General features: G+C 60.3%; 12 protein-coding genes. 6 read left to right on the forward strand and 6 right to left on the reverse strand.

The window, feature by feature from the left end; translation table 11 throughout:
- The first annotated feature begins 89 nt into the window (after positions 1 to 89).
- Both AB4N41_RS04295 and AB4N41_RS04300 read left to right on the forward strand, forming a co-directional pair.
- Entirely contained in the window at positions 90 to 1,262 is a 1,173-nt protein-coding gene (locus AB4N41_RS04295; protein WP_460138351.1) for a hypothetical protein, read from the forward strand.
- Between the two features lie 173 nt (positions 1,263 to 1,435).
- The gene (locus AB4N41_RS04300; RefSeq protein WP_460059174.1) at positions 1,436 to 1,960 is read left to right on the forward strand and encodes an SET domain-containing protein; all 525 of its coding nucleotides are present in this window, start codon (positions 1,436 to 1,438) and stop codon (positions 1,958 to 1,960) included.
- A gap of 9 nt (positions 1,961 to 1,969) precedes the next feature.
- Here AB4N41_RS04300 and can read toward each other — a convergent pair whose 3' ends face one another.
- On the reverse strand, positions 1,970 to 2,614 hold the full coding sequence (gene can / locus AB4N41_RS04305; protein ID WP_039761245.1) for a carbonate dehydratase: 645 nt from the start codon (positions 2,612 to 2,614) through the stop codon (positions 1,970 to 1,972).
- 140 nt (positions 2,615 to 2,754) lie between these two features.
- Here can and AB4N41_RS04310 point away from each other — a divergent pair, with 140 nt between their 5' ends.
- Positions 2,755 to 3,159: a serine kinase/phosphatase gene (locus AB4N41_RS04310; RefSeq protein WP_095181643.1), complete on the forward strand. Its 405-nt coding sequence runs from the start codon at positions 2,755 to 2,757 to the stop codon at positions 3,157 to 3,159.
- Positions 3,160 to 3,278: 119 nt separating this feature from the next.
- Here the strand turns inward: AB4N41_RS04310 and rimI are convergent, their stop codons facing one another.
- Both rimI and AB4N41_RS04320 read right to left on the reverse strand, forming a co-directional pair.
- Complete coding sequence (rimI, locus tag AB4N41_RS04315) at positions 3,279 to 3,731, reverse strand: ribosomal protein S18-alanine N-acetyltransferase (protein ID WP_039761243.1); 453 nt, start codon at positions 3,729 to 3,731, stop codon at positions 3,279 to 3,281.
- The gene (locus AB4N41_RS04320) at positions 3,724 to 4,470 is read right to left on the reverse strand and encodes an energy transducer TonB (RefSeq protein WP_252878193.1); all 747 of its coding nucleotides are present in this window, start codon (positions 4,468 to 4,470) and stop codon (positions 3,724 to 3,726) included. Before AB4N41_RS04320 ends, rimI begins: the two co-directional genes overlap by 8 nt.
- A gap of 242 nt (positions 4,471 to 4,712) precedes the next feature.
- On the opposite strand from AB4N41_RS04320, the gene mksB reads away from it, so the two are divergent.
- The 3 genes from mksB to mksF are packed head-to-tail and all read left to right on the forward strand — an operon-like array spanning position 4,713 to position 9,521.
- Positions 4,713 to 5,993, forward strand: a complete 1,281-nt coding sequence (gene mksB, locus AB4N41_RS04325; RefSeq protein ID WP_460138352.1) for an Mks condensin complex protein MksB — start codon at positions 4,713 to 4,715, stop codon at positions 5,991 to 5,993.
- The gene (gene mksE, locus AB4N41_RS04330) at positions 5,983 to 6,684 is read left to right on the forward strand and encodes an Mks condensin complex protein MksE (RefSeq protein ID WP_016773189.1); all 702 of its coding nucleotides are present in this window, start codon (positions 5,983 to 5,985) and stop codon (positions 6,682 to 6,684) included. Before mksB ends, mksE begins: the two co-directional genes overlap by 11 nt.
- On the forward strand, positions 6,681 to 9,521 hold the full coding sequence (gene mksF, locus AB4N41_RS04335; protein ID WP_041480021.1) for an Mks condensin complex protein MksF: 2,841 nt from the start codon (positions 6,681 to 6,683) through the stop codon (positions 9,519 to 9,521). Before mksE ends, mksF begins: the two co-directional genes overlap by 4 nt.
- Positions 9,522 to 9,697: 176 nt before the next feature.
- Here mksF and AB4N41_RS04340 read toward each other — a convergent pair whose 3' ends face one another.
- Genes AB4N41_RS04340 through AB4N41_RS04350 form a run of 3 tightly spaced genes read right to left on the reverse strand, consistent with a single transcriptional unit; the run spans position 9,698 to position 13,263 of the window.
- Positions 9,698 to 12,001, reverse strand: coding sequence for a PqiB family protein (locus tag AB4N41_RS04340; protein WP_041480022.1), 2,304 nt, complete (start codon positions 11,999 to 12,001; stop codon positions 9,698 to 9,700).
- Complete coding sequence (locus AB4N41_RS04345; protein ID WP_071173597.1) at positions 11,994 to 12,617, reverse strand: paraquat-inducible protein A; 624 nt, start codon at positions 12,615 to 12,617, stop codon at positions 11,994 to 11,996. Before AB4N41_RS04345 ends, AB4N41_RS04340 begins: the two co-directional genes overlap by 8 nt.
- Positions 12,604 to 13,263: a paraquat-inducible protein A gene (locus tag AB4N41_RS04350; protein ID WP_056790348.1), complete on the reverse strand. Its 660-nt coding sequence runs from the start codon at positions 13,261 to 13,263 to the stop codon at positions 12,604 to 12,606. The genes AB4N41_RS04345 and AB4N41_RS04350 overlap by 14 nt, the downstream gene beginning before the upstream one ends.
- Between the last annotated feature and the right edge of the window lie 138 nt (positions 13,264 to 13,401).

Genomic DNA, 13,401 nt, shown 5'->3' on the forward strand with positions numbered 1-13,401 from the left:
CACACTCAACCGCTTTTCTGTCAAACACCACTGATCCACTATGAAGCGCCCCCAAATCGAGGGGAACCCACGCTGAAAAGGATCTGAGCATGTTCAAACTCGCAGGACTTACCCTCGTTGCACTGACGCTAAGCGCCGCCGTCCACGCCGATGTCGACGTAAAACTGGGCAGCACCGAGCGCGTCACCCGCCTCTTCGCCTACCCCAACAATTGCAGCGTGATCTGCTTTCGCAACTGGACGCTGGAGCAGACCGTTGCTCACTACCTGAGCCAGAGCGTCCAGCGCGACGGTTACGCCGATGCCAAGGTGCTGGTGAAAACCGACAACGATCAGCTCTACGCCGAGATCACCGGAGTGCCGGACGGCTATGACAAGCCGCTGTCGGCGTTGCTCGACGCCGGCGACCTGGCTTATGCCGGCGCCAGCAAGCTGAATGCCGATGGCAAATGGGCCTACAGCTGGTATCTGTTCCTGCCGTTGGGCATGGCCTTGGAAAATCGCAAGAGCGTCGAGTTGCTGCACTTCCCGCCTGACTACTCGCTGACCCAGGCGCAGGACTATCTGCGCTCGAACACCACCGATCGCTGGGCGACGTTGCTGACCGATAACGGCATCCCCGCCGGGCAGACGCCGGCTTACCAGACCATCATCGACATCGCGCCGATCGCCGCGCCGTCCAATGCCGGCGGGGATCTGGAGGACGTCTACGACTACTTCAAGGATTACCAGACTACGCTGGTCAAGCAGTTCAGCCAGACCGCCAGCGGCACGACGCTGCCGATGGTTGCGTTCGGGGCGCCGGTGCGCAACTGGATCAAGGAACAATACGGGCCGACCGTGGGGGTGCTGGGGCTGGCGAGCATCAGTCCGGCCGAAGGAGTGAATGTGCCGGTGCTCGGCTCGAATCATCCGAGCTATATCTGGTACGCCGCCGATCCGAAGAGCTATACCGGCGAAGATGCCCAGGCGAAGGCTGACGCGGCGGGCCTGAAAGTCATGGGCCAGGATTTGAGCGCGGCTTGCTGGCAGGCCGGGATGGGCAGCAAACCGGGCAGCGATGCACAGGCCACGCTGAACAGTTGCACACAAACATGGCAGGTGACGCAAAAGGTCAAAACCTGCGAGTTGTTCTATACCTCGATCCGCAACCTCAGCGCTGAACAAGCGGTTGCCAAGTGCGCCACGCCATCGGTCAAGACACAACTGCGACAGCTGAAAGCGCCACTGCCTGCGGCCGCCGTGCCCGCACCAACTCTGTAATCGCTGCTGGAGTCCCCCGTGTCAGCCAATGCTGACGCGGGCCAGCGGTGATCGCGCCTGTCAGGTTTGACAGTAGACCGGTACCTTCAATTGCGCGACGCTTGGATCCAATCATGCTTCGCCTGACGGGCGTGGGGACAACCCGGAGGCAATACTCACCAACAAGGATCGTTATGAACAATCAAGCCATGGGCCGGCACCTGCCGCGCGACACAGAAGGCATCTATCCGTTCGCCGGACTTCCGGTGCGGCTGGGCTTCCCATCCTGCCAGGACTTTCAGATTATCCACGACGAACGTGGCATGGCCACGGCGGTGGTCGCGCGCCGCGAGTTTCTGCGCATTAGCCGAATGTGCCGGGTTTCCGGGCAATTGCTGCCCTATCGCCGTCGACAGACCCGTCAGTTGCAAACCGGCATCCACGTTTACGATCCGCGTTTTTGCGGGGTGCTCGAGCACGCCTGCGATCCGAATGTATTTCTCGACATGAGCGAGTTGTGGCTGTGGGCCTTGAAAGATATCCACAGCGGCGACCATCTGAGCATCGACTACGCATCGACCGAAGATAAACTGCTGCGCCAGTTCGCCTGCGATTGCGGTTCGTCGCGCTGCCGTGGCTGGATCACCGGTTACGACGAACCACCCACGCCTGAAGGCCAGCGCTTTTTACAGCGCTGGCGGCATCCAGGCCGTAACTGAACGCCGCGGTTACGGGGCGCCGACCGGACGTAAGCGGTATTGCGGCGGCAACTGTTCGAAACCACTGATGGTGGTATTGAGACTTTTCCAGCGGCCATCCTTGATGCCGTAGATGCAGCCGTGGATCGACAGCGGCTGCCCGCGATGCCAGGCGTTCTGGATGATGCTGGTATGCGCGACGTTGGCCACTTGCTGGATCACGTTGAGTTCGCACATGCGATCGACCTGCTCTTCTTCGGTCGCCAGCTTGGCCAGTTCTTCGCGTTTCTCGTAGTACAGGTCGCGGATCGAGCGCAGCCAGCCGTCGATCAGGCCGAACTGGCGATCCTGCATCGACGCGCGCACGCCGCCGCAGCCGTAGTGGCCGGTGACGAGGATGTGTTTGACCTTGAGCACATCCACCGCGTACTGGATCACCGAGAGGCAGTTGAGGTCGGTGTGCAGCACGACGTTGGCGACGTTGCGGTGTACGAACAGATCGCCCGGCAACATGCCGACGATTTCGTTGGCCGGTACGCGTGCGTCGGAGCAGCCGATCCATAGATATTCTGGGGTCTGCTGGCGCGCCAGTTTGGCGAAGAAGTCCGGGTCTTCCTTGGTGATCGCGTCAGCCCAACGCTCGTTGTTATCAATCAGGTCTTGTAGATCGTGCATGGATAAGGCCTCAAGAAAGATGCGCAGGTTTGATAGACGACCACCCGTCGAAGTCACGCCGCCAGCGCAAAGTGTTTTCGTTGGAATTCTCGCGCGCCCGGTGAGTCCACTCAGTAAGGCCCACAGTATGAGGAATTGCCATGACTGATTCACGACGCCCTTATGATGCGGTGCAACCGGAACCCATCGACGATAACGAAGACCGCATGGGCTCGGTGCACGAGCTGGATTTCGACGACGAAGAGCCCAGCGCGAAAATCGGAGATGAGCTGCCCGAGCGTGAACGCGAAAAATTGATGCCGGCTGAGCGAGTGCGTGAGGCGGGTATGACCGGGGCTTCGGTGGATGATCATCAGCCGACCGACGATGACCTGAGCCCGGAAACGTTGATTCGCGAGGATGGCGCGCGCGATGCCGATGAACTCGGCGAGGGCAATCCGGCGGATTGGGATTTGAGCGAGGTCAGTGAAACCGACATCGGCGGCGGTGACGGGCTGGATGAGGCGGAACTGGCGGATCTGGATCCGCTGGATGGCAAGCGCTGACCCGCTGACTTGAAATTCGCCCCCTGTAGGAGCTGCCGAAGGCTGCGATCTTTTGATTTTGCTTTGGATCTTACAAAAACAGGATCAAAAGATCGCAGCCTTCGGCAGCTCCTACAGGCCTAATCCACCAAGGTACAGGCCATCACCACCGCATCCTCACGCCCACCCACCGCCGGGTAATAATCGCGACGCCGGCCGATCTCGTTGAAGCCATACCGCTCATACAACTTGAACGCAGCCGTGTTGCTGTCGCGCACTTCGAGAAAACACTCGCGAGCCTCAGCCGCGTACGCTCGCGACATCAGATGCTCGAGCAACGTCAGGCCCAACCCCCGCCCCTGATTTTCCGGTTTGACCGTGATATTGAGCAGGTGCGCCTCATCAAGAATGATCTGCACCACGCCATGGCCAACCTGTTGCTGGCCTTCGAACATCAGCCAGATCTGGTATTTGCCCAGGCCATCGAGAAAAATCCCCCGGGTCCACGGATGGCTGTACGCGGCGTATTCGATCTTCAACACAGCGTCCAGATCCGCCTCGGTCATCGGGCGAAAGGTTACAGCCTCACTCATCGGATTGTTTCCAGCGCGCCATCAGCCGACGCATGGCTTGCCACACAGCGGCCTTGCGCTGTGGCTCTTCCATTAACAGTTCCAGACCGGGAATCGCCCAGGCCAGGCCCAGACCTTCGATCTGCAATTCACTATTGAACGCTTCGGCGTCCGCTTCCCCGGCAAACTTCAGCGCCGGCAGGCCGATCAGCCACAGACAGGCGCAGGGCGCGGCTTCCATCTGCACCGAGAGAAAACCCTGCACGAAATCGCGCGCCGCTTCCGGGCCTTGATCCAGCGTGCCGCGATTGAGCCAAGGCCAGCGCACCGGTTCGCCGACGATCTGCGGCGCATCCGGCAGACCGGCGGCGCGCAGCATGTCCTTGAGCAGCAGGTAGGCCGGATCGCGACTCTGAAACGCTTCGCCTGTGGGTAACTCGACCAGCAGCAGGCAGCGCCCGGCGCGCAGCAGTTGCAGGGCAAAACGCGGCGGCGGCACTGGCGCAGGCTTGACCACCACCGGCGTCTCGTCGATCTCTTCCACCGGTTTGGCGCCGTTGCGGGTACTGGCCAGCGACGGACGCGGCACCTCGATTTTCGGTCGCTCGACCTGACGCGCGGCAGGCTGCGCCGGTGCTTCGGCCAGAGGCGCCGGAGCAACCGGTACCTCGAGCTCGGGCTCGGGCATCTCCAGCAGCTCGGGCCGCGAAGGCGCGGCGAAAGGCAGTTCGGTGCGCGGCAGCCAGTTGACCACCTGCATGGCGTTCAAATAGGCGCGGCGGCGGGACTCGATAAGCAAAGGTCGGCCACTTGTGGATAACGGAAAGTGCGCTGATTCTACCGCCCTTCGCACAAGATCGCTCGCTGTTGATCGATACCCCGCGCTGCGCTGCGCCGCTGCCCTTTGGGCAAAGAATGCGACAGCCCGTCCCGAGAGTGAATCGCGGCGCCTGTGATGCAGTACAATCGCCGCTTTTAATCGCCAACCAGCCGGCCATTCCGATGATCGAACCCAAGCGCGTCTTGCGCGCCCTCGCTGAACACTGGGCACTTCTGGAGCCACTGTGCGAGCACTTCGACCAAGGCACCCTGAGCCTCAACGAACTGCGCACGCAACTGGCCGCCCAACAACTCGACAGCACGCCGCAGGACATCACCAGCCTGCTCGATGTGTGGATTCGCCTCGATATTCTGGTTCCGGTGGCGAAAAGCCCGAACCGTTTCGAGCTCAACGCGCAGATCCACGACTTCCTCGCCTACCTGCGCCGCGAACACCGCCTCGGTCTGTGCCTGGAAATCGAAGCCTACCTGCGTCACCTTGAGCGTCTGGCCGGTTATATTCAGGACGCTTTCGACGTTCGTGATGGCAACGATCTGGCGCGCCAGTTGCGCTTGCTCGACATGCGCGTGCGCGACGTACTGAAGAAACTCGACAACGACGAACAGGCGCTGGTGGCAGTCGCCGAACGGGCGAAGACCAGCGACCGGCAGATTCCGCTGCGTCAGCGTTACGCCGAAGTCCTGGCGACGTGGGACGAATACGTCGAGCCGATGATCGATCTGGTCAACGCCGATGGCGCCTTCGAGCAAGGCGTGCGCAAGGTCGAAACCGTGCTGCTGAAGATGCTCAGCGAACAGCAGCGCCTCGGCCATCTGGTCGATGACGACATGCTCCTGCGCACCCACGCACGCATCCTCGAAATGCAGACCAGCGCGCAACTGACCCTGCGTCATGCCCGCGAACTGCTGCTGCCGTTGCGTGAAGAAGCGCGTCGGCACAACGCCGTGACCCGTGGCGCCGCACTGGCGCTGGCGGCGATCCGGCGTAAGGGGATCGACGCCGTGCCGCAAGCGGCGATGCCACTGTTCACCCGTCCGCAAAGCACCTTCCTGGGCAGCGCCAGTCAGGTCGAAGCCTACGTCTACGCGCTGGCGCGTTTCGAGCCGAAACCGGCGCGCTTCCCCAAGGCGCACAAAACCCAGAAGGCTGGCGACGCCCCACGTGCACCGCGCACCGTGCGCGAGATGGTCGATCGTTACGAAGAGTCCCTGCCGATGCCGGACCTGATGACCTGGCTGCTGGAGCAGGAACCGGACGGCGCCACCGACGAATTGCTTTACTGGTTCTCGCGCCTGTCGCGGGAAAAACGCTTCAAGCGCGAGCGTCTGGAACGCCGCGAATACCATACTCACGAGCACCAGGTCAGCCTGCGCTCCTTCGCCCTGCTCTCGGCCAGCGATACCGCCGCCGAGGATTCTGCGAGCATCCCAAATGCATCTTGATCTTTCCGAACTGTCGCAACTGGCGCCGATCTTCCGCGAGTTGTTCAAGGGTTACCACGTCAGCCGCCGTGATCCTGAGCTGTACGCACAACTGTCAAACTTCCAGGATCAGTACCGCACGCTGTTCAAGGCGCTGGGCTTTGAACTGGTCTGCGACACCCGTGGCTTCTACTATTTCGTGCCGGACATGGCCGCCGCAGCGGTGAACAAGACCGCCCAGCGTCTGGCGCTGTTCACCTTCATCCTCGTCGAGCACCTGGCCGATCAGGGCCGCGACCCGATTGCCGTGCTCGACGGCGGCAGCCTCGGCCGCGAAGAATTGCCGTCGCTGCTGGACAAGTACCGCGACCTGTTCATTCAGGCCGAAGTGCAGACCGTCGAAGAACTCGAAGAAAAAATCATGCGCCGCATGACTCAGCTCGGTTTCGCCGGCGAAGAAAACGGTGTCTACCGCTTCCTGCCGCCGATGCACCGTTTCCTCGACGTGTGCCTGTCGGTGCAGCAGGACCGCGACCTGGCAGCCAGCGTCCACAGCGTTCTGCCGCTGCCGGCGCCGGTGCTGATCGACGAAGAAGCCGAAGCGAAATTCCTCGAAACCGACGATCCGCTCGATCTTTCCGAATTTGAAGAAGAAAGCGAAGAAGACGCACTGGCCCGCGCCATTGCCGAAGAACAGGAGTCCGATGCATGAGCCAGGAACGCTACGGCATCCGCCGCTTTGCCCTTTTGAACACCGCCGGTTACAGCCTCGGTCTGTTCCCGCTGGAAGAACCGTTGTCGGTTTACGGCGCGAACAACCTCGGTAAATCAGCGTCGATCAACGCCTTGCAGTTCCCGATTCTGGCGCGCATGTCGGACATGAGTTTCGGCAAGTACAGCCTCGAACAATCGCGGCGCTTCTACTTCGCCTCCGACACCAGTTACATCCTCGTTGAAGTCAACCTGCCCCACGGCCCCCACGTGATCGGCGTGGTCGGTCGCGGCCCGGGCGGCGGTTTCGGGCACCAGTTCTTCGCCTACGCCGGCAAGCTCGACCTGGCGCATTACCAGAAAAACGACACCTGCCTGCGCCAGAAAGAACTGTTCAGCAATCTCGAAAAAGAAGGCCTGAAAGCCTACGAACTCAAGCCGGATGAACTGCGCCGCTTGCTGGTTGGCGGCCACACGTCAATCCCGCTCGACCTGACCCTGATCCCGCTGCGCTCCACCAGCGAGCAAAGCCTGAAGACCTTCCGCGCGTTGTTCATCAACCTGCTGCACATGCGCGAAATCACCGCGGCCAAGCTCAAGCAACTGTTCCTCGATGCCTTCGAACACAGCCTGCGTTCGGGCAGCGTCGATTATATCGCCGCGTGCGAAGAAGCCTTCCGCGATGTGCGGCGCATGGAGCAGGACTACAACTCGCTGGTCGCCGCCGGCCCGTTGGTTGAAGCGCTGGCCAACGGCGTGAAACAGCGCGACGTGCTGCGCGGCAAACTGCATCGCCTGTCGCCGCTGCTCGATTCCTTGCTCGGCACCTGGTCGGACTACGCCACGGCGCGCAAGGAAGAGCTGACCATCCAGGCCGAACACTACCGTCGCGAGCAGGACGATCTGCAGAACGATCAACGCGGTGGTACTCAGGAACTGATGCGTCTGGAACGGGAAATTTCCGGTATCCAGCGCTGGCTCGGCGAGCTGTCGGTGCTGAAGAACCGCTTTGCCCTGGTCGATGACGTCAAAGTGCTCGAGCAACAATTGCTCGCCGCCAAGGATGCACACGACGAACTGGCCGGTGCCTTGGCGCAGTCGCGTCAGTTCAGCGCCGAAGATCTCGAAGAGCGTCTGCGCGATCTGGAAAAACGCCTGAAGTCGGTGAAGCAACAACTCGATCACGCTGATAACAACAGCTATGCCCGCCTGCGCGAAGAGTTCTCGCAACAGGACGTCGAGCGCCTGATGCGTCTGTTCAACAGCGCGCTGTTCAGCCTGCCGCTGGGCGAACATGGCATCACCCTCGACGAGAATGGCGAGTGGGTCAAATCCGTGGAGCTGATTCTTGATGGCTTCAAGGGCGAGCGCTTCGAAGTGCCGGGCCTGTCGATCGACATCTCGCACATTGAGCCGCCTGCCTTGCAGGCTCTGGCTGACCGCGCCGCGTTGCGTGATCAGAAAGAGCGTCTGGAAAAAGAGCTCAAGCAACTGAAAACCCAGCAGGCCGTGGCCGCCGACCGCGCCGCGAGCAAGACCCAGACCGAAGCGCTGTACCAGCAGGTGCTGGACGCGCAGAAGGCGCTGGAAGATTTCCGTCGCACCCAAACCCTGAGCGCCGAAGAAAGCGACAAGCTCGAGCAACTGGCGCAGATGGAAGCCGCGCAGGACGAACTCAAGCGCTCCAGCGATGCGTTCACCGAGCGCGTCCAGCAACTGTCGGCCAAGCTGCAACTGGTCGGCCGGCAGATCGCCGATATGGAGGCCAAGCAACGCACCCTCGACGACGCGCTGCGTCGTCGTCAGTTGCTGCCAGCGGATCTGCCGTTCGGCACGCCGTTCATGGATCCGGTCGATGATTCGATGGACAACCTGCTGCCGCTGCTCAACGATTATCAGGACAGCTGGCAGGGCCTCCTGCGTGCCGATGGCCAGATCGAAGCGCTGTATGCGCAGGTGCGTCTGAAAGGTGTGGCCAAGTTCGACAGCGAAGATGATATGGAGCGGCGTCTGTCGCTGCTGATCAACGCTTACGCGCACCGCACCGATGAAGCCCTGACCCTCGGCAAGGCGCGGCGTGCGGCGGTCACCGACATCGCCCGCACCCTGCGCAACATTCGCAGCGACTACGACAGCCTCGAGCATCAACTGGCGTTGTTCAACCGCGAGATCAACAAGCGTCAGGTCTCCAACCTGCAGAGCTTCCGCATCGTCCTCGCGCCGAACAAGGAAGCGCTCAAGCACATCGACCAGATCATCCACAGCGCCGGGCAATATGAGGAAGGCGAAACCCTGTCGGTGTTCGATCTCAGCCAGAGCGCCGAGCAGGACAACAAGAACGAAGAGGCCAAGGAATATCTGGCGCGGCTGGTGGCAGCGAACCACAACCAGCTCGGCCTCAAGGACTTGTTCGAACTGGCCTTCGAGATCACCAAGGTCAACGGTCAACCAGTCATCCACACCGACATCGACGGCGCGGCCTCCAACGGTACGACCATGACCATCAAGGCACTGACCAACATGTACTTGTTGCTGCACTTGATGGATCGCGATCTGGCCGGCCGCGTGCGTCTGCCGTACTACCTCGACGAGGCGGCGGACATCGACGAGAAGAACCAGGCGGCGCTGCTGGAAACCAGTCTGCAACTAGGCTTCGTGCCGATTCTGGCGAGTGTGAAGCCGCAGGTCTGCGCCAGTGTCGCAATCGACCTGGAAGGCGGCAGCGGCCCGGCCGGGATCTACATCGATGAGGCGGACTGGAAGTACATTCGCCGGCATGATGTGGTCAAGGCCACGCTGAATGTGCAGGCCGATGAGCCGGAGCTGGATGCGGTTTGATCGGCGGTAGCTGAAGCAAAAAAAGGGCCGCGATCTGATGAGATCGCGGCCCTTTTTTATCGCCTGGATTTTGTGTTGATTTGGCTGGCCCCTTCGCGAGCAGGCTCGCTCCCACAATTGGAATGCGTTCCCCTGTGGGAGCGAGCCTGCTCGCGAAGGCGTCTCAACAGACGCTGCTATTTACCAAGCTGAATCTTCGGCGCCCAGGTCAGCCATTCATCCTCGAACTTGTCGAACAACGGGAACGTCTGCTCGGCCCGCGCCGGATTGCCCATGCGCTCGCCATCCGGTGTGGCGAAGGCAATGCCACCTTGAATCAGCGTCTCCAGCGATTCGGTCCGAACCGTCACACCTTTGAACAAGCCGTAATCGAAGCCCACGCCGCTGGTGTTCCAGAAACGGCTGCCGCTGCGCACCAGTGGCGCATACTTCGGCTCGATCAGGATGTGCACCAACACACGGTCAGCTGTCTGGCCCAATTCATAACCGGTCACCTTTCCGACGGTGATCTCACGGTAAGTCACTGGTACGCCAGGCTTAAGCGAACCACGACGTGCGGCGCTCAACACCAGACTCAGACCCGCTTCCTGCCTGGTGACTTCCGGCGCTTCGGCCAAGGCAACGAAGTTCTTCTGCGGGCCGAGATTCTTCGCCGCCGGCTGGACTTCGATGTATTTGCCGGTGACCAGCGTTTCCAGATTCTGCGTCTTGATCAGACCCAGTTCCGGCTTGACCACCCAGAACTGACTGCCGACTCGCGCGATCTTCTCCGGCACTTCAGTGATGCGAGCGGTGAGGATTACCGACTGCATGTCATCGGTCAGATCGACGCTTTCAATCTTGCCGACATCCAGCCCCTTGAAACGTACCGGCGTACCGCTGCTCAAGCCGTCAGCGCGATCAACCTTGATCGTCACTACCGCACCTTTCTTGTTCGCCTCATCGTGATCGGCGAACAGACGGAAGCGCGGGATACGTTTCTTCAACGGCGCATTGGCTTGTGGGGTTTCGAAGGCAATACCACCGGCCATCAGGGTTTGCAAAGATTCACTTTTGACCTGAATGCCGCCGGTCAAGCCACCCGTGAGGGTAATGCCGCTGACGTTCCAGAAGCGCGTCGAGGCGTTGACCAGGTTTTCGTATTCCTTCTCGATGTGCACGCCGATGACCAGCTGCTTCTTGGTTCGGGAGAACTGGTAGCTCTGCACCGAACCGACCTTGACCTGCTTGTACAGAATCGGACTGCCGACATCGATCGAGCCCAGCGAATCGGTAAACAACACCAGATGCAGGCCTGGCGAACGCAGGTCCAGCGGTGGTGCTTTCGGTCGCGCCTCGAATTCGCGTTTCGGCGCAGCGCCTTTATCGCCCGGACGCACGGCGATGTAGTTACCTTTCACCAGCGCCTCCAGGCCGGTAATACCGGCAAGGGATATCGACGGCTTGACCACCCAGAACTGCGTGCCCTCAACCAGATAGTCTTCGGCCAACGGATCCAGAGTCAGCTCGGCTGTTGCACTGTTCAGGTCCGGATCGACTTTGAGCGCTTTCAGGTTGCCGACCTGAATGCCTTTGTACATCACCGGCGTGCGACCGGCTTGCAGGCCCTCGAAATCGCTGAGTTTGACCTTCACGCGAATGCCGGCAGCGGCAGCGTCGAAGTCTTCATAGAGACGGAATGGCAGGCTCGGGTCGGTCGCCGGACTGTCCTTGCGATTCTCCGGCGTGGCGAAGGCGATGCCCCCAGCGACGATGCTGGCCAGGGATTCACTGCGCACTTTCACGCCGGACAGGTTAGCGTCGATGCTGATGCCGCTGGCGTTCCAGAAACGAGTATGTTTGCGCACCAGTTTGGCGTAGGTCGGCTCGATGAACACCTTAAGTTCAACGGTGCTCTGATCCTCGGACAGCACGTAGCTTTTGACCTGACCGACCTTGATCTGTTTGTAGAACACCGGGCTGCCGCGATTCAACGAGCCTAGGCGATCGGCCTTGATGGTCAGGTGCAGACCGGGCTTGGCGTCGGACAGCGGCGGCTCTTCGGCCAAAGCCTTAAACTTGCGAACCGGCTCGCCTTCACCGGGACTGATGGCGACATAGTTACCCGAGACCAATGTTTCCAGACCAGTGATACCGGCCAGGGTCACGCTCGGTTTGACCAGCCAGAACCGCGTGCTGGTCTTCAGGTACTGCTCGACGTCCTTGTTCATTTCGATGGTGGCGATCACCCCTTTCGAGTTGCCTTCATCATCGAGCTTGAGCGTCTTGACCTTGCCGACCGGCATGCCTTTGTAGACCACTTCAGTCTTGTTGGCCTGGATGCCTTCGCCGCTTTCAAAGCGCACCTGAATCTCGATACCGGTCTCGGAATAAGCACGCCAGCCGAGCCAGCCGCCGATGATCAGCGCGATCAGAGGCAGCACCCAAATGGCCGACCAGTTCGAAGCCGGTCGGGTTTTCGCTACAGGCAAATCAGTCATGGTCGTCGTCCGACTCCGTGTTATCCCAAATCAGTCGGGGATCGAAAGTTACTGCGGCGAGCATCGTCAGAATCACCACAGAGGCGAAGGCGACGGCGCCCAGATTGGCTTCGACACTGGCTATCCGGCCGAAGTTGACGACCGCCACGAGAATGGCGATCACGAAAATATCGAGCATCGACCAGCGGCCGATGAACTCGATGAATCGGTACATCCAGATGCGCTGACGGGCCGACAATGGCTGCCGGCGCTGCACGGAAAACAGCAACAATGCGATGCCGACCAGTTTGAACGTGGGCACCAGAATACTGGCGATGAACACCACGCTCGCGATCGGAATCATGCCGTGCTGCACCAGTTCAATCACGCCGGACATGATGGTGCTTGGTTCACCCTGGCCCAGGGAGCTGACCGTCATGATCGGCAAGACGTTGGCCGGAATATAGATAATGGCTGCCGTGATCAACAGCGCCCAGGTGCGGGTCAAGCTGTTGGGGCGGCGAGCGTGAACCTGCGCGCCGCAGCGGGTACAGCTCTGCTCGTCGACGTCAGCTTCCTGCTTGTTCAGCTCGTGGCATTCGGTGCACACCAGAATGCCCGCATCAATCGCCCGCATGGGCATCCTCTCCTGATAATGCCTGCCAGATCTGATGCGGTGACATCACCACCTCCAGCCAGACTTGCACCAATAACAAGCCAATGAAACATGCCAGCCCGAGGCCGACGGTGATTGCTGCCATATCCGCCAGCTTCACGATCGCGACGAGGACGCCCATGAGGTAGACCTCGAGCATGCCCCAGTCCCTAAGGTGGTGGTAAATACGATAGAGCAGCAAACCGTAGCTTCGGCCGACATCGAAACGAATCGTCAGTAACACAAACAGCTGGCACAACAACTTGAGTAACGGTATGGCCATGCTGCAAAGGAAGACGACGATCGACACACCTTGCATGTCGGTGCTGAACAGGCCGACTACGCCACTCCAGACCGTATCCTGCGAGGATTGCCCGAGGATATTGAGTTGCATGATGGGTAAAAAGTTTGCCGGCACGTAAAGTAATAACGCGGCAATCACCAGGGCGAGGCTGCGCTGCACCACGTTATGGCGATGGGCGTACAACTCATAACCACAACGCGGGCAGAGTGCTTTCTCACCATGGGCAAGTGTCGGCTTGCGCATCAGCAAGTCGCACTCGTGGCAGGCTATCAAGTCTTCCAGCGGTAAATCTGACAGCCCGGGGGCGTCAACCGATTCTGACATACAGGCTCTGGCTCCGATAAAGATGGGGCTATTCTAGTGTTCTGCTTCGAAAATAACTGTGCAATTTTGTTCGCCATAGCTCTGAAAAACTTTCTCGCAGGCAAAACAAAACCCCAACTGCTTTCGCAATTGGGGTTT

Source organism: Pseudomonas sp. S2_A10 (assembly GCF_054668465.1).

Bases quoted from the DNA above. Each gene is read 5' to 3' on its own strand.
- AB4N41_RS04300 (WP_460059174.1), top strand. From the start codon at position 1,436: ATGAACAATCAAGCCATGGGCCGGCACCTGCCGCGCGACACAGAAGGC.
- mksB (WP_460138352.1), top strand. From the start codon at position 4,713: ATGATCGAACCCAAGCGCGTCTTGCGCGCCCTCGCTGAACACTGGGCA.
- can (WP_039761245.1), bottom strand. From the start codon at position 2,614: ATGCACGATCTACAAGACCTGATTGATAACAACGAGCGTTGGGCTGAC.
- AB4N41_RS04350 (WP_056790348.1), bottom strand. From the start codon at position 13,263: ATGTCAGAATCGGTTGACGCCCCCGGGCTGTCAGATTTACCGCTGGAA.
- AB4N41_RS04340 (WP_041480022.1), bottom strand. From the start codon at position 12,001: ATGACTGATTTGCCTGTAGCGAAAACCCGACCGGCTTCGAACTGGTCG.
- mksE (WP_016773189.1), top strand. From the start codon at position 5,983: ATGCATCTTGATCTTTCCGAACTGTCGCAACTGGCGCCGATCTTCCGC.
- AB4N41_RS04320 (WP_252878193.1), bottom strand. From the start codon at position 4,470: ATGCAGGTGGTCAACTGGCTGCCGCGCACCGAACTGCCTTTCGCCGCG.
- rimI (WP_039761243.1), bottom strand. From the start codon at position 3,731: ATGAGTGAGGCTGTAACCTTTCGCCCGATGACCGAGGCGGATCTGGAC.
- AB4N41_RS04295 (WP_460138351.1), top strand. From the start codon at position 90: ATGTTCAAACTCGCAGGACTTACCCTCGTTGCACTGACGCTAAGCGCC.
- AB4N41_RS04310 (WP_095181643.1), top strand. From the start codon at position 2,755: ATGACTGATTCACGACGCCCTTATGATGCGGTGCAACCGGAACCCATC.
- AB4N41_RS04345 (WP_071173597.1), bottom strand. From the start codon at position 12,617: ATGCGGGCGATTGATGCGGGCATTCTGGTGTGCACCGAATGCCACGAG.
- mksF (WP_041480021.1), top strand. From the start codon at position 6,681: ATGAGCCAGGAACGCTACGGCATCCGCCGCTTTGCCCTTTTGAACACC.